Raw genomic sequence first — 19,192 nt, 5'->3', positions numbered from 1 at the left:
ACATGATTCCTCCTTATGTTCTCGGTCAACACACCCACTCTCCTTGTGCATACAGGGTCAAAAGCCCTTGGCTACCGTCCAGTGTTTGGTATGGTGTGGGAACGAGGTGAAGGGCTTAATCTACCTTCCAAGGTCGAGCCTTAAGGGTGGGCTCAAGCTGGTCTTCACCTCAATTGGTGGTAGCTAACCACCAATGAGAACAAGATACAAGGGTGGGCGGGGTGATTTCGGCCAATGGCCGGAATCACAAGCGCCCACGCGTTGATAGTTGCGATATGAACAGCCGCACGGGCTGCAGTACTGTGATTTGACCGCGTGGGCGGGAGACCCGCCCACCCTACGGATGCGCGGTGGCTCTTAAGTGACCGGCATAAGAGCCTGAGCGCGTGCTGCTTCCTGACATTCCGAAGCTCACACCCGGCGCTTGCCCCCGCACCGTACGACACCGGCCAGCGCAATGGCAAACAAGGCAATGGTCGAAGGTTCCGGCACATTGCCAAGTTCGACCGGGTCGGCAAGGGGCGCGGCGAATTGCAGCCCTTGCGTGCCGGCCACGAAGTTGCCGTCGGCGCCGATCGCGCCGACAGTCGCCGTGAACGTGTTCATCGCATCGACGCCGGCGCCGAATTTGGCCCAGATACTGAAATAGGCCTCGACAAAATAGGTCCGGTCTTTTTCCAGCGAAAATTCAATGGTCCAGTCGAGCGGATCGTCGAGCCACTGGTAATAGTCGCTGCCGTCATGGCGGTAATCTGCACGCTTCGACGCTGCCAATTCGAAGTTCGGATAACCCCTGGACGAGGGCTCGTAGCTGAAACTGTTGCTTGTCAACGAAAACACCGATATCACAGCCAGGACACGGCTCCCCGGCTCCCAGGGATCGAACTCAAATGGGTCCTTGAGGTAGGTCGCGTCAAAGTGCAGGTGGCCGCCGATTGCACGCTTGCTGTCGCCGCTGCCGTCCCAAGTAAAGCTCTGCAGGGCAACTGCCTGGGTGGATACCCGAGCGTAGGGCGTATTGGAAAAGGCTGCCTGCTTCACCACCAATGTGCCCGCAGCGCCCGATGCATCGATGACTCCCTGCGTTCCGCGTCCCAGCGGATTGTGCGTCACCACGCTCGCATTGAACCCGCCATACTGGCTGTCGAAGCGTTGGTCGACGATCGTGCCTTCCATGTCGGTGCCGGTGTAATCGTTGCAGCGTGTCGGCACCGGACTGCCACTGGCACGCGCGTCGGCGGTACGGCAGTCGCGAACGGTCACTGCCGTGTACGCCGCATTGGCGATCTGGATAGGCGCCGCACCGGCCGTGCCGGCGAGGATCGAGAACGTCAGGACGAACAGGGATTTCATGCTGCGTTTCATGGTCAGCTCCAGGCAAATGCGATGGAGTGTGCCAAAGCAAGGGCCATACCTGCCAAGAAAATCAAGCAGTTAGCCTGTCTCGGCGCGGCGCTTGTAAGAAGTCTCGACAGCGCCCGCCCGCCTGCCGTGGCCTGGCTTACACCCAGACCCAGCTCGCCACAGCGGCGGAGCCGTCGCCGGGCGCCAGGTAGCTGCCGTTGCGCACCTCGAAGCGATTCTCCTGGAACGTGATGCCGGTGCCGCCGTGTTCGACGCACCAGGCCCCCGCGGCCTCGGGGGTGTTCTCGTGCGGGGGCTGCTTCGGATCGTAGCCCTCCGGGTATTCGCCCAGATGGTAGCCGACGATATCCTTGCTGAAGCGACTCTTGTAGCGTAGGCGGCGCAGGTTCAGGCGCAGCAAAGTATCGGTGGTGCCCCCGCCCGTGCTCGATCGCACGATGTCATAGCCGGCAGTGATCAGCCGTGCGATCAGCTTGTGCACGGTTTCCTGGTCCGACAGGATGTTCGTCTCGAAAAGCAGCTCGTGCGGCCATTGCACCCGCTCGGCACAGTTGAAGAAATCATTGAGGATCACAGTGTCGTGGCCTTCGGTGTCGGTCTTGAGCAGATAGACGCCGTCGACATCGTGCTGGTCCATCAAGGTCTTCAGGCGCAGGCAGGGAATCGGCTGTTCAACCACCACGTCCTCCCTGCGCAGGCCGCGCTCGCGCAGCATGATGTCGATCGAGGCGTGCGGGGCGCCGATGGCGTTGCAGCCGCGCACCCAGGCTGGGAGGCCGAGGGTCGCGATACGCTCGGGTGGAATATAGTAGGCAAGTGTCTCGCCATCGTGGTTCGAGATCGCCGCCGCCAGTTTGGTGCACTTGGCCGGCTGGGGCAAGCGGTCGAGATAGAGCTGGATCGGGTCGACCGACAGGCCCACGGTATGGTCGTCTGCCTGCTGGATCAGCGTATCGAAGTCTGAGGTGCCGATCTCGATGAAGTCATGAAACATATGGGTCCCTTGCTGGATGAACGCATCAATAATTAATCGTTCGATTGTACAGCGGAGGAATGTTGATGAGATGCAATAAATTGTCGTGGCCGAATGAAATGCGGCCCAGAACGGACAAGGCCAGATACGCTGTCGCTGTATCTGGCCTTTCGAATTCTGTGGTCGGGGTGAGAGGATTCGAACCTCCGGCCTCTACGTCCCGAACGTAGCGCTCTACCGGGCTAAGCTACACCCCGACGGTTCGAGACTTCGTTTCCGAAATCTCGGGAAGGCATTACTATAGTTGTCTCAATGGTTCCTGTCAACAGCGAAACCGCAGAGCTGGAGCAGGCTCGCCTTGTAGGCGCTGTCCGGCAAATCCGCGATGGCCTCGCTTGCGCGCGCGGCGGCTTGTTCCGCCTGGTGGCGGGTGTAATCCAAGGCGCCGCTCGCGCTCACGGCCGCCAGCACCGCCTCGAACTTTTCTGCGTCGCCATGTTCGATGCAGCTGCGCACCAGCTGGCGCTGTTCCGGGGTGCCGTTTTCCATGAGCCAGATCAGCGGCAGGGTCGGCTTGCCTTCGCGCAGGTCGTCGCCCAGGTTCTTGCCGATCTCGGCGGCGTCGCCCGCGTAGTCCAGCACATCGTCGATCAACTGGAAGGCCGTGCCCAGCGAACGGCCGTATTCGCCGGCCGCGGCGATCTGCGCCTCGCTGGCGCCGCCCACCAGGGCGCCCAGCTCGGCCGCCGCCTCGAACAGCTTGGCCGTCTTGGAGCGGATCACGGTGAGGTAGCTTTCGTGGGTCACGTCCGGGTCGTGCATGTTCAGCAGCTGCAGCACTTCGCCTTCGGCGATCACGTTGGTGGCGTCGGACAGGATGCGCATCACGCGCATGTCGTCGAGGCTGACCATCATCTGGAAGGAACGCGAATACAGGAAGTCGCCCACCAGCACCGAGGCGGCGTTGCCGAACAGGGCGTTCGCCGTCTGGCGGCCGCGCCGCATCGAGGATTCGTCGACCACGTCGTCGTGCAGCAGGGTCGCGGTGTGGATGAACTCGACCACCGCCGCCAGTTCGTGGTGCGCCCTGCCTTTGTAGCCGTAGGCATTCGCCAGCAGCAGCACCAGCACCGGGCGGATCCGCTTGCCGCCCGCGCTGATGATGTACTCGGCGATCTGGTTCACCAGGCTCACTTCCGAATGCAGCCGCTGTCGGATCACCGCATTCACGGCCTCCATGTCGGTGGCGATCGATTGGGCGATGGTGTTCTGGGCGTGTTGGGTAGCGGCTGACAAGGCGAACCTGCGATAAACGGTGGGTATGTGCGCAAAGGCGTGGATTTTGTGGCGCGATTATACGTCATGCAAGAGCTGGGCGTCCCACAGATGGCGCCGGGGGAGCCCGATTGGCCGGACCGCATGCCTGCCGGGAATGTTGGCATTACTTTACTCCTGCAACATGGCCAGCCGGAATCGTCAAGGCCTTTTGACGCCCTGCCGCAACTTATGTATAATCGCCTGTTCCCCGGCTTCCTCACAGTTCAGCGTTTCGACGCCGGTGGGAATCTTTTAAACATTTGATGAGGTTTCAATCATGTACGCGGTCATAAAAACCGGTGGCAAGCAATACAAAGTTGTCGCTGGCGAAAAACTCAAAGTAGAACAGATACCTGCTGACATTGGTTCCGAACTCACCATCGATCAAGTTCTCGCGCTCGGCGCGGGCGACAGCATCAAGTTTGGTGCTCCGCTGGTCGAAGGTGCCTCGGTCCTGGTGAAAGTTGTTTCTCACGGTCGCCACGACAAGGTCCGCATTTTCAAGATGCGCCGTCGTAAGCACTACCAGAAGCGTCAGGGCCATCGCCAGAACTTCACCGAAATCCAGGTGGTGTCGATCAACGGCTAATCCCCGTTCGATTCACCAAGTTCATTCATCAAGGAGCAAATAAATGGCACACAAAAAAGGTGGCGGTACTACCCGCAACGGCCGTGACTCAGAAAGCAAACGCCTTGGCGTGAAAGTCTACGGCGGCCAGGCGATCAACGCCGGCGGCATCATCATCCGTCAACGCGGCACCCCGGTGCGCGCTGGCACCAACGTCGGCACCGGCAAGGATCACACCCTGTTCGCGCTGGTCGACGGTACCGTCAAGTTCGTCAAGCAAGGCGTCGGTTCGAAGCAGTACGTGACCGTCGTTGCTAGCGAAGCAGTCGCTGCTTAATCGCACTTGCGCCGCTTTGATGCGGCGCTTCTTTGCAAGGCGCAAGCCTTCCATCGAAAGGCTCTGCCCACGGTAGGGCCTTTTTAGTTTTTATCGGTCACCATCATGAAGTTTATCGACGAAGCAAGAATTGAAGTCATCGCCGGCGACGGCGGCAACGGGTGCGCCTCGTTCCGCCGCGAGAAGTTCCGCCCATTCGGCGGCCCGGACGGCGGCGACGGCGGCAAGGGCGGCTCGATCTACGTGGTGGCCGACCGTAACATCAACACCCTGGTCGACTTCCGCTATTCGAAGACCCACCACGCCCGCAACGGCGAACCGGGCCGCGGATCGGACTGCTACGGCAAGGGCGCTGAAGACGTCACCATGCGCATGCCGGTGGGCACCCTGATCATGGACGACGTCAGCGGCGAGATCATTGCGGACCTCACCGAGCACGGCCAGACCGAGCTGCTGGCCCAGGGCGGCGAGGGCGGCTGGGGCAACATCCACTTCAAGACCTCGACCAACCGCGCGCCGCGCCAGAAGACCGAAGGCAAGGAAGGCCAGCGCCGCACCCTGCGCCTGGAACTGAAGGTGCTGGCCGACGTGGGCCTGCTGGGCATGCCGAACGCCGGCAAGTCGACCTTCATCACGGCCGTGTCGAACGCCAAGCCGAAGATCGCCGACTACCCGTTCACCACCCTGCATCCGAACCTGGGCGTGGTGCGCGTGTCGCACGAGAAGAGTTTCGTCATCGCCGACATCCCGGGCCTGATCGAGGGCGCCGCCGAAGGCGCGGGCCTCGGCCACCAGTTCCTGCGCCACCTGGCGCGCACCGGCCTGCTGCTGCACATCGTCGACCTGTCCTCGTTCGACGCCAACGTCGATCCGGTCAAGGAAGCCAAGGCCCTGGTCAAGGAGCTCGAAAAGTACGACGAAGAGCTGCTGAACAAGCCGCGCTGGCTGGTGCTGAACAAGCTCGACGTGGTCGAGGAATCCGAGCGCAAGAAGCGCGTCAAGGATTTCGTCAAGCGCATGGCCTGGAAAGGGCCGGTGTTTGAGATCTCGGCATTGAATCGCGAAGGCTGCCAGGACCTGGTCAACGCCATCTATCTGCACCTGGAAGAGAAGCGCCACAGCGAACAGCGCGCCGAAGAAACCTCGATGACCGAAGAAGCGCGCGGCATCAGCTCGATCGACCCGGACGATCCACGTTTCAAGATCCAGGAAGATTAAGTGGCTGCAGCCGCTGTAAGGCGCGGCTGGCTGCGCAGCCAGCTGCTGCAAGTGCTCGCCACCGCCAGTTCGCTGGCGGCGCTGGCGGCCATGCTCGATCCCGACCGCATTGCGTCGGCGATGGGCATCTTTCTCGTCGGCGTGAATGGCTACAGCCAGTTCTACGCCGTCTACGTGGGCATGCGCCTCGCTACCGCGATGCTGGCGCTGCTGGCAGCAAGAGGCGGCGACCAGCCCCTCCTTGTCGACCTTACCGCATTGTTCCTCCTGGCCCAACCGGCCGGGCGCCTGGCCGCGGCTTTCGCGATCGGCTTGCCGAAGGGGGTATTATTAGCCGTCTGCGCGGTCGAGTTGTTGGCAGGACTTTCCCTGCTGGCCTTACGGCCGCGAGGAAAATTCCTGTCGCCATGAACTCTGTCCTGCAACAAGCGTCCCGCATCATCGTCAAGGTCGGTTCCTCCCTCGTCACCAACGAGGGCAAGGGCCTGGACCAGTCCGCCATCGCCCGCTGGGCTGCACAGATCGCCGCCCTGCGCGGCCTCGGCAAGGAAGTCGTGCTCGTGTCCTCGGGTGCGATCGCCGAAGGCATGCTGCGTCTCGGCTTCGGCGCGCGCCCGACCGACATCCACGAACTGCAGGCCTGTGCCGCCGTGGGCCAGATGGGCCTGGCGCAAATCTATGAAACGAGCTTTCGCCGCCACGGCATCGGCACGGCCCAGGTGCTGCTGACCCACGCCGACCTGGCCGACCGCGAACGCTACCTGAACGCGCGCTCCACCCTCACCACGCTGCTGCGCCTGGGCGTGGTCCCGATCATCAACGAGAACGATACCGTCGTCACCGACGAGATCAAGTTCGGCGACAACGACACCCTGGGCGCCCTGGTGGCCAACCTGATCGAGGCCGACGTGCTGGTGATCCTCACCGACCAGCGCGGCCTGTTCTCCAGCGATCCGCGCAAGGACCCGGACGCGCGCCTGATCCAGCAAGCGCAGGCGGGCGATCCGGCGCTGGAAGCAATGGCCGGCGGCGCCGGTTCCAGCATCGGCCGCGGCGGCATGTTGACCAAGGTGCTGGCGGCGCGCCGCGCGGCCCGCTCGGGCGCCCACACCGTGATCGCCTGGGGCCGCGAGGACGAGGTCTTGAGCCGCCTGGCCGCCGGCGAGGCGATCGGCACCCAGCTCAGCGCGCCCACCGGGCGCCTGACGGCGCGCCGCCAGTGGATGATCGACCACCTGCACACCACCGGCGAAGTCGTGATCGATGCCGGCGCCGCGCAGAAACTGACCAATGAAGGCAAGTCGCTGCTGCCGATCGGCGTGCTGGCCGTGCGCGGCGAGTTCGGCCGCGGACAGGTGATCACCTGCCTCGACGAGGCGGGCAAGCCGCTGGCGCGCGGGCTCACCAATTACACCAGCAGCGAAGTGCGGCGCATCATGCGCCATTCCTCGGCCGAGATCGAGCGCATCCTCGGCTATGTCGAGGGACCCGAGCTGGTGCATCGCGACAATCTGGTGCTGTTGTGAGCCGATGCGCTCCACGGTAGTGCGCACGTTGCTGATGAGCTACATTCACCGCTAAGTCACTCGCCGCATACTGCGGGTAGGTTTTGCTTGGCGGCTACAAACCACGTAAACTACCGTGCCCTCGCAGCGCTATCTGCTGCTCACATGAAAACCGCCCATGAAACTCAGTCGTAAGCTTCCTCTCGGCTTTGCCGCCGTCACCCTGGTCGTCGCCTGCGCCGGATTCTTCGGCATGAGCCGGATGAACCAGGCGCTGGACACCTACAACGCCGCCGTGCTCCAGTCGCAGCATGCCCAGCGTGTGGAAGGCCTGCTTTCGCAGTTCCGCCTGCAGACGCAGGAATGGAAGAACACCCTGTTGCGCGGCAGGGACGAAGAGCAGCGCCTCAAGTACTGGAACGCGTTCCAGAAAAACGAGGCCGCGCTGGCAAGGGAAGCAGGGGAACTGACCGCCGCCATGCCGGCCGGCGAAGTGCGCGAGCTGCTGAGCCGCTTCGCCCAGGCCCACGCGAAGATGGGCGAAGGCTATCGCCGCGGCTACGCGAATTTCACGGCAGCGGACTTCGATCCGGGCGCCGGCGACAGTGCGGTCAAGGGCATGGACAGGGCGCCGGCCGAGCTGCTGGCCCGGGCGCACGACGCCATGGCAAAACAGGCGCTGGCCACCGTCGCCGACGCCGAAGCGGTCGGCAAGCGCGCCACGCTGCTGAGCTACGTGTTGATGGTGCTGGGCGCTCTTGCCGCCGTGATCGCCGGTGCCTTCGTGTCGCGCTCGATCACGCGTCCGCTTGGCGAAGCCGTCGAAGCGGCGCAGCAGGTTGCCGCAGGCGACCTGCGCGCCGCGATCGACGTGCGCACGGATGACGAAACCGGCCAGCTGCTGCGGGCCCTGCACGACATGACCGGCAGCCTGCAGAACATCGTGGCCCAGGTGCGCAGCGGTACCCAGCACATTGCCGAAGCATCCGATGAAATCGCGCGCGGCAACCTCGACCTGTCGAGCCGTACCGAGCAGCAGGCCGGCGCGATCGAGGAGACCGCCTCGTCGATGGAGGAGATCACCTCGACCGTGCAGCAGAACGCGGAGAATGCGCGCCAGGCCAACCAGCTTGCCATCTCGGCCTGCGAGGTCGCGGCCAAGGGCGGCCGGATGGTCGAGCAGGTGGTGGGCACCATGGCCTCGATCAGCGAGTCCTCGCGCAAGATCGTCGAGATCATCAGCGTCATCGACGGCATCGCCTTCCAGACCAACATCCTGGCGCTGAATGCGGCCGTGGAAGCGGCGCGCGCGGGCGAGCAGGGCCGCGGCTTCGCGGTGGTGGCGGGCGAAGTGCGCACCCTGGCGCAGCGCTCGGCGATGGCCGCCAAGGAGATCAAGGAACTGATCAACGATTCGGTGGCGCGCGTCGATGCCGGCAACCGCCTCGCCGGGGACACCGGCGCGACCATGGACGAGGTCGTCACCAGCGTGCGCCGCGTGATGGACATCATTGCCGAGATCAGCACCGCCAGTGTGGAGCAGGGCGCCGGCATCGCACAGGTCAACGTCGCCGTCGGCGAAATGGACACGGTCACGCAGCGCAACGCGGCCCTGGTGGAGGAAGCCGCGGCTGCCGCACAGCACCTGCGCGAGCAGTCGCAGGCCCTGAACCAGCTGGTCGCGGTGTTCAGGCTCGAGGATGCACCGCAGGGGCGCAAGGCGCTGCCCGGCCGGTCTCCTGCACGGCTGAGCGCGTAGGGTGTTCGGCTTTGCCGAACGCGCGTTCAGCCACATCATGCGCTGGCACTACGCCTCAGGGATTGAACGCGCGGTCAGCGCAGCTGGCCACCCTGCGGTAAGATGAAAAACGCGCCAATTATCGGCGCGTTTTTTCCATCACCCCACGGAGACCATGAACACGACTTCCCCCCTCGCCGTCGTCCAGGCCCAGCTCGACGCCTACAATGCCAAGCACATCGACGCCCTGATGCAGACCTATGCCCCGGACGCCCAGCAGTTCGCACTGCACGGCGCGCTGCTGGCGCAAGGTCACGAGCAGATCCGCCCGCGCTACCAGGAACGCTTCCTCGAACCCGACCTGCACGCGCGCCTGCTCACGCGTTCCGTCGCAGGCAACTTCGTCACCGACCTCGAGATCGTTACCCGCAACTTCCCGGAGGGGCGGGGCACCGTGGAGATGTTGTGCGTGTACGAAGTGGTGGACGGGCGCATCGTGCGCGCCTCGTTCGCGACCGGGGAAAAACGCCTCGGCTAGCCGAGTTCCGCCGCCTGGCTGGCCAGGTCGGCGGCCGGATCCATCGCGCCGGCAGGGGTTGGCGTCTTGTCCCTGAATTCGCACAGGTCATTGATCAGGCAGTTCCAGCACTTGGGCTTGCGCGCCACGCAGGTATAGCGGCCGTGCAGGATCAGCCAATGGTGGGCATCAATCAGGAAGTCCCTGGGCACGAACTTGAGCAGCTTCTGCTCCACGATGTCGACGTTCTTGCCGGGCGCGATCCGGGTGCGGTTCGATACGCGGAAGATGTGGGTGTCGACCGCCATGGTCGGCTCGCCGAAGGCCGTGTTGAGCACCACGTTGGCGGTCTTGCGGCCCACGCCGGGCAGGGCTTCCAGCGCCTCGCGCGAGCGCGGCACGTCGCCGCCGTGCTGCTCCACCAGGATGCGGCAGGTCGCCATCACGTTGGCGGCCTTGGTGTTGTACAGGCCGATCGTCGAGATAGTGGACTTGAGTTCGTCCAGGCCCAGGTCGAGGATCGCTTGCGGCGTGTTGGCCACCGGGTAGAGGCGGCGCGTGGCCTTGTTCACGCCGACGTCGGTCGACTGCGCCGACAGCAGCACCGCGATCAGGAGTTCGAACGGCGTCGTGAATGCGAGCTCGGTGGTCGGCTTCGGATTGGCGGCGCGGAAGCGCGTGAAGATTTCCAGGCGTTTGGCGGAATTCATGGGTGTCGCTCAGGTTTTGTCCGGCGGGCTGTCGGGCGCATTCGCCGCAGCCTTCTGGCGTGCGCGTTCCATCGCCGCGGCGATGATGGCGCGCTTGCGCTCTTTCTCCGCCAGTTCTTCCGGGGTATTGGTGACTTCGGCCGTGACCGCGCGCATCTTCTCCAGCGCCTTGGCGGCCAGGCGCGCGTCGTTTTCTTCGCGTTCGCGGCGCAGGCGTTCGGTGCGGAAGTCGTGGCGGGCACGGGCCGCGTCGGCGGCTTCCTGCGACCACGCGGCCCAGCCGGTCGCGGTCGTCACCGGCAGCATCGAGATGCAGTCGACCGGGCAGGGCGCCACGCACAGGTCGCAGCCGGTGCACAGGCTCGGCAGGATGGTGTGCATCTGCTTGGCCGCGCCCATGATGGCGTCCACCGGGCAGGCCTGGATGCACAGCGTGCAGCCGATGCACAGCGACTCGTCGATGTAGGCGACCGGGCGCGGGCGCTCGATGCCGTTGGCCGGATTGATCGGAATCACCGGGCGGCCCGTGACGCTTGATAAGCGCTGTACCCCCTCCATGCCGCCGGGCGGGCACTGATTGATCTCGGCTTCGCCGCGCGCGATCGCCTCCGCATACGGACGGCATGCGGGATAGCCGCATTTCGTGCATTGCGTCTGGGGCAGCTGGTCTTCGATCTGGTCGGCGAGGGTCTTGGTCACGGCGCAAAAATAGGTGTAACCGCGGGCGGTCAAAGCCGACATTATCCGCCAAAACCGGGGGCGGTGCGAAGCTGGGGCATCCGTGCTGGAGCGAACAGACTGCGCCGTGCGCGCGTGGTGTACTGGGGCCTCGACGCTGACTCAGGAGCTCACATGAACAAACTCATCGTTCCGGTGCTGGCCGCCGCGGTGCTGGCCGGTGGCGCCGCGGCCCAGGCGCACCAGCGCGGCGAACAGGAAGCCCGCGCGCAGCAGGCCAGGGCCGTCAAGGCCGGGCCCTACCGCAGTGTGGAGGCAAGCGGCCAGCTCAAGCGCGGCGAACAGCTGCCGCCGCGCTATCGGACGCATCACTACGTGGTGGAGAACTGGCGTACGCACCGTCTGACGGAACCGCCGCCGGGGCACCAGTGGGTGCAGGCGGGCAGGGATTATGCGCTGGTGGGGATTGCCACCGGGGTGGTGCAGGAGGTGCTGGTAGGGCGCTGAAGACCGGCTGCCCAAACAAAAATGCCGGAGCAAGCTCCGGCATTTTTACGCGCATCAGGCATGCGCCCGGATGAACTCCCCGATTTTCGGGCAGATGATCTCGCGCCAGCGGCGGCCCGAGAAGATGCCGTAGTGGCCGCACTTGGGCGCCACGAAATCCAGGTGCTTCTCTTTCGGGATGCCGCTGCACAGGTCGTGCGCGGCCTGGGTCTGGCCTGCGCCCGAGATGTCGTCCAGCTCGCCCTCGACGGTGAACAGCGCCACCGTTTTGATGTCCTGCGGACGCACCAGCTGGCCGCCGACTTCCCAGGTACCCTTCGGCAGGCGGTGTTCCTGGAACACCGTCTTGATGGTCTCGAGGTAGTACTCGGCCGGCATGTCGAGCACGGCGTTGTACTCGTCGTAGAACTGGCGGTGCCCCTCGGCCGAGTCGTCGTCGCCCCGCACCAGGTGCTGGTAGAACTCGCGGTGGCTCTGGGCGTGGCGGCCCGGGTTCATCGCGATGAAGCCGGCATGCTGCAGGAAGCCCGGATACACCTTGCGCCCGAAGCCCGGATAGTTGCCCGGCACCGAGTAGATCACGGTGTTCTCGAACCACGAGAACGGCTTCTCGACCGCCAGGTCGTTGACCGCGGTCGGCGACTTGCGCGGGTCGATCGGGCCGCCCATCATGGTCATGGTCTTGGGCAGCTTCGGATCCTTGTTGGTCGCCATCAGGGAGATGGCGGCCAGCACCGGCACGGTCGGCTGGCACACCGAGATCACGTGCACGTCCGGGCCCAGGTGGCGGATGAAGTCTTGCACGTAGTAGACGTAGTCGTCGAGGTGGAACGCACCCTTGGACAGCGGCACCATGCGCGCGTCGATCCAGTCGGTGATGTAGACGTCGTGCTCGACCAGCAGGGCGCGCACCGTATCACGCAGCAGGGTGGCATGGTGGCCCGACAGCGGCGCCACCACCAGCACGCTCGGCTGCTTCAGCGCAGCGAAGTCCTTGTCGTTCAAGTCCTTCTTGAAATGGATGAGTTTGCAGAACGGCTTCTCGACCACGGTGCGCTCGACGATGCCGACCTCGCTACCCTGGATGGCTACGGTCTTGATGCCGAAGGCCGGCTTTTCGTAATCCTTCCCGAGGCGGTACATGAGCTCGTAGCCGGCGGCGATACGCTGCGAAAAGGGAGTGTGCGCAAAGGGCGACACGGGATTCGAGAACAGTTTCGAGGACGCATCTGCCCACTGCATCAGCGGGGTCAGGAAGGAGCGTTGCATCTCGTGCAGTTGGTAAAGCATAAAGTATTCCTTCGGATGGACTAGCGTCGCAATGGTTTGTGCGTGCTCTCAATTGATTATAGGGTATAGTGATTTACTTGTGGAAACATCCGTTTTCACTTCCCTTACTGCATAGGTCAGTTGTAGCATATTTGTGCACAACCGTTCGGTGAGGCGGACCACATAAACAGGTAGGCCTTGTCTGACAGGAGATTTCCGTTGCATGGCACTAACTGAACACCACCCGGATGTCATGCTGTGCCTTTAATGAAAAATGCCGCCAGGCTTGCACCAGGCGGCATTTTTTTACCAGTCGGTAAAATTAATCGAAGACCGGGGTCTCGACGCCGAGGATCTTGTGCAGTTTCGGCGAGGTCGTCGTGTACTGCATGTGGATCTTTTTGTCCGGGAAGATGTAGGGCGCAGCGCCGAAGGCGGCCAGCGCGGCTTCGTGGAAGCCCGACAGGATCAGCTTCTTCTTGCCCGGATAGGTATTGATGTCGCCCACCGCGAAGATGCCCGGCACGTTGGTCTCGAACTTCTCGGTGTCCACCACCTTGAGCTGCTTGCGCTCGATGTCCAGGCCCCACTCGGCGATCGGGCCCAGCTTCGGCGACAGGCCGAAGAACACCAGCAGCATGTCCAGCGGCACGCGGCGGGTGACGCCGTCGGCGCCGGTGACCTTCACTTCGCTGAGCTGGCCGGCTTTTTCTTCGAAGCCGGTGACCTGGCCGATGATCAGCTGCATCTCGTATTCGTCGCACAGGGCCTTCATCTTGGCCACCGAGGCCGGGGCCGCGCGGAAGTCCTCGCGGCGGTGCAGCAGCACGACCGACTCGGCCTTGCCGACGAAGTTCAGGGCCCAGTCCAGGGCGGAGTCGCCGCCGCCGCAGATCACCAGGTTCTTGCCTTCGAACAGGACCGGATCCTTGACGCGGTAGAACAGCTGGGTGTTGTCGAACTTCTCGATGCCGTCGACCTTCATGGTGCGCGCCTGGAACGAACCGACGCCGGCGGCGATGAAGATGGTCTTGGTGATGAAGCGGGTCCCGAGCGAGGTCTCGACGTTGAAGCGGCTGTCTTCGCGGCGCTGCACGGTGGTCACTTCCTGGCCCAGGTGGAAGGTCGGCTCGAAGGGCTCGATCTGCTTGAGCAGGTTGTCGGTCAGTTCCTGGCCGGTGCACACCGGCACGGCCGGGATGTCGTAGATCGGCTTGTCCGGATACAGTTCCACGCACTGGCCGCCGACGGCCGGCAGCGAATCGATGACATGGGCCTTGATCTCGAGAAGGCCGAGTTCGAAGACCTGGAACAGGCCGACCGGACCGGCGCCGATGATCACGGCATCGGCTTCGATCGCGCCGGCGAACGAGCTGTTGGAAGCGATGCTGCCCGCTTCGTGGGAGGCACTGATAGTCATGCGCTTGTACTTTCTGAAGATAGTGTGGAGACGAATGGGACGATGGCCGCTAGTGTGCCATGCTCGACGAACCCGTGCCGACGGCAGCCCCGGGCGGGGCCGCGCGCGTCACGCTCAGCGGGCCAGCTGGTCCAGCTTGTCCTTGACGTCTTTCCACTCGTCGGCGTCCGGCAGCGCCGGCTTGGTCTTGGTGATCGACGGCCAGAAGCGCGCGAGTTCCACGTTGAGCTTGATGAACTGCTGTTGATCCGACGGCACGTCTTCTTCCGCGTAGATCGCGTTCACCGGGCACTCGGCCACGCAGACGGCGCAGTCGATGCACTCGTCAGGATCGATGGCGAGGAAATTCGGGCCTTCCCGGAAACAATCTACCGGGCATACATCGACGCAGTCGGTATAACGACAACGGATGCACGATTCGGTGACAACGTGGGTCATAACAGTCCTATTAGTTGGTGTAGTGTCGCTGCACAGGCGCTGAATGGGCCGGCGGGACTTGCAAAGCACTGTATTTTAGGGCAATTCGGGTTTTCCTACAAATCAGGCTTATACACAATATATATAAGCAAATGTGGCCCGTGGCGGCGCGGCGCAGGGCGGCGACGGTCCTGCACTGCCCTGCAGGGTTCAGGCGCGCATCCTCAAGCGGTCGAGCAGGGCCTGCCAGTCGCCGCCGCTGCCGTCCTCGCGCAGGAACACGGTATGGCAGCGTCCGCCATCTTCGACCGTGATTTCCCAGCGCGGCAGGTCGGCCCCGAGCGGGCAACTGGGCGCCGCCGCAAAGAAGTCGAGCCGCCGCAGGAGGTCCTCGAGCTCGCCGCCGCCCGGATCCACGGCGGTGTCGAGATCGTAGGCCTCGGCCAGCCCGGCAAAGCCGCCGCAGGCGCGTGCGCTGATCTTCATGCCCCGTCCGCTGCTACCGGCAGCACGCCGGCGGGCGGCGCGACGCACTCGCCGAGGCGGCCGTTGGCAGCGCACCAGCGCGCCAGCGCCCGGGATTCGCCGTCGAGCACCCGGTCCACCCGGTAGTACTCGGGCAGGTTCATGGTGCCGCAGCAGGCGCGCCGGTCCTGGCGCGCGCCGGGCGCGTCGCATACCTTGGCGGCCAGCGGCACGCAGGGCGCCAGGGCGTCGGGCGCGGCGGCCGGGACCGGGGTGGGTTGCTCGACCACGTCGCGGCGTGCGAACTGGTTGCGGATGAAGGCAGCGTAGATGGGCGGCTTGCCGTCGTCCTGCACGATGCGCAGCATCGCGTTGGCCACGTCCACGAAGCTCGCCGCGCTGTCGGGCGCGGCGATCAGGGCGCGCAGCAGCAGGCTGCGCAGGTAGGCGGCCACCCGGTGCAGCACGGCGGCGCAGTCGTCGACGTGCGGATTGCGTTCGTAGGCGAACATGTCGGCCAGTACGTCGTACATGGCGCCGGTGAAGACCTGCGAGATCGCATGCACCTGGGCGCCGGCCTGTCCGAGGGTCAGGTCGTTGTCGGCGTTGCGCAGGCCGCTACTGCCGCCCAGCGCCATCCCGAACTCTTCGGCGATGTCGGCCAGGTAGGTCTTGTCGTGCAGGTGGGCCTTGGTCTGGGCCACCACCGCTTCGCACTGGTCGAGCTGGGACAGGGCCAGGAAGATCGCGGTGAGGTCGCCGAAGGCTTCGTGCAGGCCGCCGGTCTGGGGCGGGGCGTCGGCCAGCAGCCATTGCGGCTTGAGGCCGTCGAGCACAGCGTGGGCCGCCTCGTGGGCCACGATGTCGAAGGAGCGGCAGGTGTACACGCGCGCAGCCTCGCCGCCGTCGCCCCCCGCGCTTGTCCCGGTCGGAATGAAGTCGCCGAACTTCAGGCAGGCCTGGGTGCGGCTGTAGAAGGCGTTCATCACGTTCGGCAGGCCATGGGGATAGACCGCCAGCGGACGGGTGTCCATGCTGGTGTTCCACTGCCAGGGCAAGGGCATGTCCATGCCGGCGTTCAGCAGGGCGCGCTGGTACATGGTCAGGGTCTGGCGCACCACGGCGAAGGTGTGCACCGCGTCGAACTGCGGGGTGTCGGGCCGGGTGACGAAGTCGCCGAAGGCGTTCGGCTCGACCGGGTCGATGCCGGGGCTGCCCGGCGCGATGCGGGCGTCGCGCGGACCGGCCAGTACCGGGCCGGGCAGGTAGGCGCGGCGGGTGCCGATCTCGCCCACGGAAGGGTCCTGCTTCCACATCAGCACCCGGGCGCCGAAGGCATGCGGCAAGGGCGGCGCTTCGGCCGATGCGCCTTCGTCGGCGCCCGGTTCAGGCAACCCGGCAGGGGCCGACTCGGCACCGGCCGGCCCGGCAGGCTGCGCGAGCAGGCGGGCCAGGCGATGCTGCTGCTGGTCGGGGGCGCTGGGCGTGGGGATGAAGCGGACCGGCGGCTGGTCACTGTCGGGCGTGGCCAGTTCGTCCGGCAAGAGGGCACCTGGTTCCATGACGGCTCCTTGCGAAATGTCGGGCGGCAGCTCCATGGTCGCGCGCCCGGCAATGCTGGCATTGACTAAAATCAATTGATTTGGAACGGACGGAATCCGCCGCGAGACTGGCCTACTCAGCCGTCAGCTGGCATCATGGCGGACTTCATTGCAACCGCCAGAAACGAATAGAAAGAAGGATTGCCCAGCATGTCGGAAATCAGCATCGTCCAGGAACACAACTTGAGCCCGCAGCAGGCGCGTGAAGCGGCCCAGCAGGTGGCGCAGCGGATCGCGGCCGAATACGGCCTGGCGTGCCAATGGGAGGGCGACGTGCTGCGTTTCGAGCGCAGCGGCGTGGAAGGCGCCCTCAGCCTGGAAGGCCAGCGCGCGGCCATGCGGATACGGCTGGGATTCTTCATGGGCGCATTCGCCCCGGCCATCGAGGCCAAGGTGGCGGAAAAGATGCGCAAGGTGTTCGCACCCGCTTGAACGGCAGGGAGGGGCCGCCCTGGGAGGGCGGCCGGGGAGGGCATCAGCCCTTCAGTTCTTCGATCAGGTCGATGTACTGCTGCATTGCGTCTTCCTGCGAGGTGCCCTTCAGGGCCGCCCACGCGTCGAACTTGGCGCGGTTGACGAAGTCGGTCATGCCCGGGCGCTCGCCGGTGGCGTCGCCGCTCGAGCCCTGCTTGTACAGCGCGTAAATCTTCAGCAAGGTCATGTTGTCCGGGCGTTCCGGCAGATTCTTGGATTCGGCCTGGGCCTGGGCGAACTGTTCCTGCAAGCTCATGAAAACTCCTGTGTGGGTTGCGTTGGCATCTTGGTCATGCAAGAGGCGATCTTAGCGCAGGAGGGGCGTGTCCACCGCCAAATGGCGCGAACTTTAGAGGGGATGCTCGGGCGTAGGGGTGGTCCAGTCCAGTGGACTGGACCACGCTCTGCCGACCGCGCGTTCAAGCAGTCGCCGAAAAATCGCGCTGCATGCCGGCATACGTGATCTGGACGCGCGGTCGGCGAAGCCGACCACCCTACGTTTGGCGAAGTGCTGCGGTTTAGACCGCCAGCAGTTCGACGTCGAAGATCAGCGTCGCATTCGGCGGGATCACGCCGCCGGCGCCGCGGGCGCCGTAGCCGAGGCTGGCCGGGATGGTGAGGCGGCGCTGGCCGCCGACCTTCATGCCCTGCACGCCTTCGTCCCAGCCGCGGATCACGTGGCCGGCGCCCAGCGCGAACTGGAACGGGTCGTTGCGGTCCTTGCTCGAATCGAACTTGGCGCCCTGGCTGCCGTCGTCGTTGCGCAGCCAGCCCGTATAGTGGACGGTAACCTGCTGGCCGGCTTTCGCCTCGGCGCCGCTGCCGGCGACGGTGTCTTCGTATTGCAGGCCGGAATCAGTAGTAATCGTGGACATGGTTTTCCCTGTTGTTCAAGTTGAACGGCGATTGTAGTGCATCGCTCCGGGGCACGCCAAACGGCAACACCTGGGGCCTTGTGCGTAGAATGGCAATATTGAATCCAAACAAGGAGCCGCGATGCCGTGCAATGAACGCCCCGACTTCCCTCGAGACTTCGCGACCGGCCGGGTGCGCGCATGAACGGCGTCGGCCTGGCCTACCGGCGCGCGCTGCGCGCCCAGTTCTCGCGCCGCATGCTGGTGCTGTCCAGCGCGCCGCTGGCGCTGTCGCTGCTGCTGTGGGGCGCCGTCCTGTGGACCGGCCTGCAGCCGCTGCTCGACTGGTTGCAGGGCGCGTTCGCCGACTACGGCCTGTTCCAGTCGGGCGGCAGCATGCTGGCGATGCTGGGCCTGGGCGTGCTGAAGGTGATGGTGGTGCCGCTGGTGGCCATCGCGCTGCTGCTGCCCCTGATGATCGGTTCGGCGCTGCTGTTCATGGGCGTGATCGCGATGCCGGCCATCGAGCGCCACGTCGGGTTGACCCAGTATCCCAAGCTCGAGAAGAAGGAGGGCGGTTCCTTCATCGGCAGCATTGCGATCAACGTCGGCAGCACGGCCGTGTTCGCCGTGTTGTGGCTGCTCACCTTGCCGCTGTATGCGGTGCCGCCGCTGGCCTGGCTGGTGCAGGCCTGCTTGTGGGCCTGGGTGACCTCGCGCGTGATGAGCTACGACGCCCTGGCCGCGCACGCCAGCGCGGACGAGCGGCGCGCCCTGATGCGGCGCCGCCGCGGCGCGCTGCTGGGGATCGGCTTCGCCTCGGGCCTGGCCGGAGCGCTGCCCGGGATTGCCTGGATGGGCGGAGCGCTGCTGTCGATCGTGCTGTTTCCCTTCCTGGCCATGCTGTCGCTATGGCTGTACATCATGATCTTCCTGTTCGCCGGGCTGTGGTTCCAGTATTACTGCCTGGGTGCGCTGGAAGAGTTGCGCGCGGGCACGCCGCAGGCCTGAGCCGTTCATTTATTTCGAGTCACTGTCCACCTGGAACGCACCCTGAGCGTTGATAAACAGGTGGAGCCTGCCTTCCCCGCGATGCAGGTCGTACTGCAGCGCTGCATGGTTGGATTCCGACCTTTGTAGGACTGCATGCCGTCCTGCTAACTCAGCCGTTGTTTTTTTGCGAAAATACATCGCGCGCATCAAAATTGTTAAACCCTGTCTCGCGCGTGTCGTGTTGATGTGGTGGAATGATACCTGTG

Annotated in this window: 22 protein-coding genes and 1 tRNA gene; 10 read left to right on the top strand and 13 right to left on the bottom strand. The window is 64.6% G+C overall.

Annotation, left to right across the window (positions count from 1 at the left end; genetic code table 11):
• Nucleotides 1-411: 411 nt before the first annotated feature.
• From AC56KL_RS14315 to ispB, 4 genes are all read right to left on the bottom strand, one after another.
• On the bottom strand, nucleotides 412-1,365 hold the full coding sequence (locus AC56KL_RS14315) for a PEP-CTERM sorting domain-containing protein (RefSeq protein ID WP_497180827.1): 954 nt from the start codon (nucleotides 1,363-1,365) through the stop codon (nucleotides 412-414).
• A gap of 136 nt (nucleotides 1,366-1,501) precedes the next feature.
• Nucleotides 1,502-2,359 (bottom strand): FkbM family methyltransferase, encoded by an 858-nt coding sequence (locus AC56KL_RS14310; RefSeq protein ID WP_497180826.1) that lies wholly within the window; start codon nucleotides 2,357-2,359, stop codon nucleotides 1,502-1,504.
• Nucleotides 2,360-2,518: 159 nt separating this feature from the next.
• Nucleotides 2,519-2,595 (bottom strand) — tRNA-Pro (locus AC56KL_RS14305).
• A gap of 52 nt (nucleotides 2,596-2,647) precedes the next feature.
• Nucleotides 2,648-3,634 carry an octaprenyl diphosphate synthase gene (gene ispB / locus AC56KL_RS14300; RefSeq protein WP_497180825.1) on the bottom strand — a complete coding sequence of 329 codons (987 nt, stop codon included), beginning with the start codon at nucleotides 3,632-3,634 and terminating at the stop codon, nucleotides 2,648-2,650.
• A gap of 298 nt (nucleotides 3,635-3,932) precedes the next feature.
• Here ispB and rplU point away from each other — a divergent pair, with 298 nt between their 5' ends.
• The 7 genes from rplU to AC56KL_RS14265 all read left to right on the top strand — a co-directional run bounded on the left by rplU (nucleotide 3,933) and on the right by AC56KL_RS14265 (nucleotide 9,559).
• On the top strand, nucleotides 3,933-4,244 hold the full coding sequence (rplU, locus tag AC56KL_RS14295; protein WP_027865917.1) for a 50S ribosomal protein L21: 312 nt from the start codon (nucleotides 3,933-3,935) through the stop codon (nucleotides 4,242-4,244).
• 43 nt (nucleotides 4,245-4,287) lie between these two features.
• The gene (rpmA, locus tag AC56KL_RS14290; RefSeq protein WP_497180824.1) at nucleotides 4,288-4,560 is read left to right on the top strand and encodes a 50S ribosomal protein L27; all 273 of its coding nucleotides are present in this window, start codon (nucleotides 4,288-4,290) and stop codon (nucleotides 4,558-4,560) included.
• A gap of 105 nt (nucleotides 4,561-4,665) precedes the next feature.
• On the top strand, nucleotides 4,666-5,778 hold the full coding sequence (obgE, locus tag AC56KL_RS14285; RefSeq protein WP_497180823.1) for a GTPase ObgE: 1,113 nt from the start codon (nucleotides 4,666-4,668) through the stop codon (nucleotides 5,776-5,778).
• The gene (locus tag AC56KL_RS14280; protein WP_497180822.1) at nucleotides 5,779-6,189 is read left to right on the top strand and encodes a hypothetical protein; all 411 of its coding nucleotides are present in this window, start codon (nucleotides 5,779-5,781) and stop codon (nucleotides 6,187-6,189) included.
• Nucleotides 6,186-7,304, top strand: coding sequence for a glutamate 5-kinase (proB, locus tag AC56KL_RS14275; protein WP_497180821.1), 1,119 nt, complete (start codon nucleotides 6,186-6,188; stop codon nucleotides 7,302-7,304). The genes AC56KL_RS14280 and proB overlap by 4 nt, the downstream gene beginning before the upstream one ends.
• A 157-nt stretch (nucleotides 7,305-7,461) precedes the next feature.
• Nucleotides 7,462-9,042, top strand: a complete 1,581-nt coding sequence (locus tag AC56KL_RS14270; RefSeq protein ID WP_497180820.1) for a methyl-accepting chemotaxis protein — start codon at nucleotides 7,462-7,464, stop codon at nucleotides 9,040-9,042.
• 154 nt (nucleotides 9,043-9,196) lie between these two features.
• Nucleotides 9,197-9,559 carry a nuclear transport factor 2 family protein gene (locus AC56KL_RS14265; RefSeq protein ID WP_497180819.1) on the top strand — a complete coding sequence of 121 codons (363 nt, stop codon included), beginning with the start codon at nucleotides 9,197-9,199 and terminating at the stop codon, nucleotides 9,557-9,559.
• Here AC56KL_RS14265 and nth read toward each other — a convergent pair.
• Nucleotides 9,556-10,248 carry an endonuclease III gene (gene nth / locus AC56KL_RS14260; protein WP_497180818.1) on the bottom strand — a complete coding sequence of 231 codons (693 nt, stop codon included), beginning with the start codon at nucleotides 10,246-10,248 and terminating at the stop codon, nucleotides 9,556-9,558. The two genes, AC56KL_RS14265 and nth, sit on opposite strands and share 4 nt — an antisense overlap.
• 9 nt (nucleotides 10,249-10,257) lie before the next feature.
• Nucleotides 10,258-10,989: an electron transport complex subunit RsxB gene (gene rsxB, locus AC56KL_RS14255; protein WP_497180817.1), complete on the bottom strand. Its 732-nt coding sequence runs from the start codon at nucleotides 10,987-10,989 to the stop codon at nucleotides 10,258-10,260.
• A gap of 111 nt (nucleotides 10,990-11,100) precedes the next feature.
• Here rsxB and AC56KL_RS14250 point away from each other — a divergent pair, with 111 nt between their 5' ends.
• Nucleotides 11,101-11,433, top strand: coding sequence for an RcnB family protein (locus tag AC56KL_RS14250; protein WP_497180816.1), 333 nt, complete (start codon nucleotides 11,101-11,103; stop codon nucleotides 11,431-11,433).
• 54 nt (nucleotides 11,434-11,487) lie between these two features.
• Here AC56KL_RS14250 and AC56KL_RS14245 read toward each other — a convergent pair whose 3' ends face one another.
• The 5 genes from AC56KL_RS14245 to AC56KL_RS14225 all read right to left on the bottom strand — a co-directional run bounded on the left by AC56KL_RS14245 (nucleotide 11,488) and on the right by AC56KL_RS14225 (nucleotide 16,566).
• The gene (locus AC56KL_RS14245) at nucleotides 11,488-12,723 is read right to left on the bottom strand and encodes a polyhydroxyalkanoate depolymerase (protein ID WP_497180815.1); all 1,236 of its coding nucleotides are present in this window, start codon (nucleotides 12,721-12,723) and stop codon (nucleotides 11,488-11,490) included.
• Nucleotides 12,724-13,024: 301 nt separating this feature from the next.
• The gene (locus AC56KL_RS14240; protein ID WP_497180814.1) at nucleotides 13,025-14,122 is read right to left on the bottom strand and encodes an NAD(P)/FAD-dependent oxidoreductase; all 1,098 of its coding nucleotides are present in this window, start codon (nucleotides 14,120-14,122) and stop codon (nucleotides 13,025-13,027) included.
• A gap of 114 nt (nucleotides 14,123-14,236) precedes the next feature.
• Nucleotides 14,237-14,560: a ferredoxin FdxA gene (gene fdxA / locus AC56KL_RS14235; protein ID WP_497175994.1), complete on the bottom strand. Its 324-nt coding sequence runs from the start codon at nucleotides 14,558-14,560 to the stop codon at nucleotides 14,237-14,239.
• A 189-nt stretch (nucleotides 14,561-14,749) separates the two neighbouring features.
• The gene (locus AC56KL_RS14230; protein WP_497180813.1) at nucleotides 14,750-15,025 is read right to left on the bottom strand and encodes a protealysin inhibitor emfourin; all 276 of its coding nucleotides are present in this window, start codon (nucleotides 15,023-15,025) and stop codon (nucleotides 14,750-14,752) included.
• Nucleotides 15,022-16,566: a hypothetical protein gene (locus AC56KL_RS14225; protein ID WP_497180812.1), complete on the bottom strand. Its 1,545-nt coding sequence runs from the start codon at nucleotides 16,564-16,566 to the stop codon at nucleotides 15,022-15,024. Before AC56KL_RS14225 ends, AC56KL_RS14230 begins: the two co-directional genes overlap by 4 nt.
• A 189-nt stretch (nucleotides 16,567-16,755) precedes the next feature.
• Between AC56KL_RS14225 and AC56KL_RS14220 the strand changes: the two genes are divergently transcribed.
• Nucleotides 16,756-17,037: a polyhydroxyalkanoic acid system family protein gene (locus AC56KL_RS14220; protein ID WP_497180811.1), complete on the top strand. Its 282-nt coding sequence runs from the start codon at nucleotides 16,756-16,758 to the stop codon at nucleotides 17,035-17,037.
• 43 nt (nucleotides 17,038-17,080) lie between these two features.
• Here the strand turns inward: AC56KL_RS14220 and AC56KL_RS14215 are convergent, their stop codons facing one another.
• Both AC56KL_RS14215 and AC56KL_RS14210 read right to left on the bottom strand, forming a co-directional pair.
• Nucleotides 17,081-17,335 (bottom strand): acyl-CoA-binding protein, encoded by a 255-nt coding sequence (locus tag AC56KL_RS14215; RefSeq protein WP_227800198.1) that lies wholly within the window; start codon nucleotides 17,333-17,335, stop codon nucleotides 17,081-17,083.
• Nucleotides 17,336-17,597: 262 nt separating this feature from the next.
• Entirely contained in the window at nucleotides 17,598-17,954 is a 357-nt protein-coding gene (locus AC56KL_RS14210) for an FKBP-type peptidyl-prolyl cis-trans isomerase (protein WP_497180810.1), read from the bottom strand.
• Nucleotides 17,955-18,134: 180 nt separating this feature from the next.
• On the opposite strand from AC56KL_RS14210, the gene AC56KL_RS14205 reads away from it, so the two are divergent.
• Nucleotides 18,135-18,944, top strand: coding sequence for an EI24 domain-containing protein (locus AC56KL_RS14205; RefSeq protein WP_497180809.1), 810 nt, complete (start codon nucleotides 18,135-18,137; stop codon nucleotides 18,942-18,944).
• Nucleotides 18,945-19,192 lie beyond the last annotated feature (248 nt).

The organism is Telluria sp. ZB4P34 (assembly GCF_059686055.1).
Note: the sequence above shows the minus strand (reverse complement) of the source record. Positions and strands in the feature narration are given on the sequence as shown.

Bases quoted from the DNA above. Each gene is read 5' to 3' on its own strand.
- AC56KL_RS14245 (WP_497180815.1), bottom strand. From the start codon at position 12,723: ATGCTTTACCAACTGCACGAGATGCAACGCTCCTTCCTGACCCCGCTG.
- fdxA (WP_497175994.1), bottom strand. From the start codon at position 14,560: ATGACCCACGTTGTCACCGAATCGTGCATCCGTTGTCGTTATACCGAC.
- AC56KL_RS14205 (WP_497180809.1), top strand. From the start codon at position 18,135: ATGAACGGCGTCGGCCTGGCCTACCGGCGCGCGCTGCGCGCCCAGTTC.
- AC56KL_RS14210 (WP_497180810.1), bottom strand. From the start codon at position 17,954: ATGTCCACGATTACTACTGATTCCGGCCTGCAATACGAAGACACCGTC.
- rpmA (WP_497180824.1), top strand. From the start codon at position 4,288: ATGGCACACAAAAAAGGTGGCGGTACTACCCGCAACGGCCGTGACTCA.
- AC56KL_RS14270 (WP_497180820.1), top strand. From the start codon at position 7,462: ATGAAACTCAGTCGTAAGCTTCCTCTCGGCTTTGCCGCCGTCACCCTG.
- AC56KL_RS14240 (WP_497180814.1), bottom strand. From the start codon at position 14,122: ATGACTATCAGTGCCTCCCACGAAGCGGGCAGCATCGCTTCCAACAGC.
- rplU (WP_027865917.1), top strand. From the start codon at position 3,933: ATGTACGCGGTCATAAAAACCGGTGGCAAGCAATACAAAGTTGTCGCT.
- AC56KL_RS14220 (WP_497180811.1), top strand. From the start codon at position 16,756: ATGTCGGAAATCAGCATCGTCCAGGAACACAACTTGAGCCCGCAGCAG.
- AC56KL_RS14215 (WP_227800198.1), bottom strand. From the start codon at position 17,335: ATGAGCTTGCAGGAACAGTTCGCCCAGGCCCAGGCCGAATCCAAGAAT.
- nth (WP_497180818.1), bottom strand. From the start codon at position 10,248: ATGAATTCCGCCAAACGCCTGGAAATCTTCACGCGCTTCCGCGCCGCC.
- AC56KL_RS14310 (WP_497180826.1), bottom strand. From the start codon at position 2,359: ATGTTTCATGACTTCATCGAGATCGGCACCTCAGACTTCGATACGCTG.
- AC56KL_RS14230 (WP_497180813.1), bottom strand. From the start codon at position 15,025: ATGAAGATCAGCGCACGCGCCTGCGGCGGCTTTGCCGGGCTGGCCGAG.
- AC56KL_RS14315 (WP_497180827.1), bottom strand. From the start codon at position 1,365: ATGAAACGCAGCATGAAATCCCTGTTCGTCCTGACGTTCTCGATCCTC.
- rsxB (WP_497180817.1), bottom strand. From the start codon at position 10,989: ATGTCGGCTTTGACCGCCCGCGGTTACACCTATTTTTGCGCCGTGACC.
- AC56KL_RS14265 (WP_497180819.1), top strand. From the start codon at position 9,197: ATGAACACGACTTCCCCCCTCGCCGTCGTCCAGGCCCAGCTCGACGCC.
- proB (WP_497180821.1), top strand. From the start codon at position 6,186: ATGAACTCTGTCCTGCAACAAGCGTCCCGCATCATCGTCAAGGTCGGT.
- obgE (WP_497180823.1), top strand. From the start codon at position 4,666: ATGAAGTTTATCGACGAAGCAAGAATTGAAGTCATCGCCGGCGACGGC.
- AC56KL_RS14250 (WP_497180816.1), top strand. From the start codon at position 11,101: ATGAACAAACTCATCGTTCCGGTGCTGGCCGCCGCGGTGCTGGCCGGT.
- AC56KL_RS14225 (WP_497180812.1), bottom strand. From the start codon at position 16,566: ATGGAACCAGGTGCCCTCTTGCCGGACGAACTGGCCACGCCCGACAGT.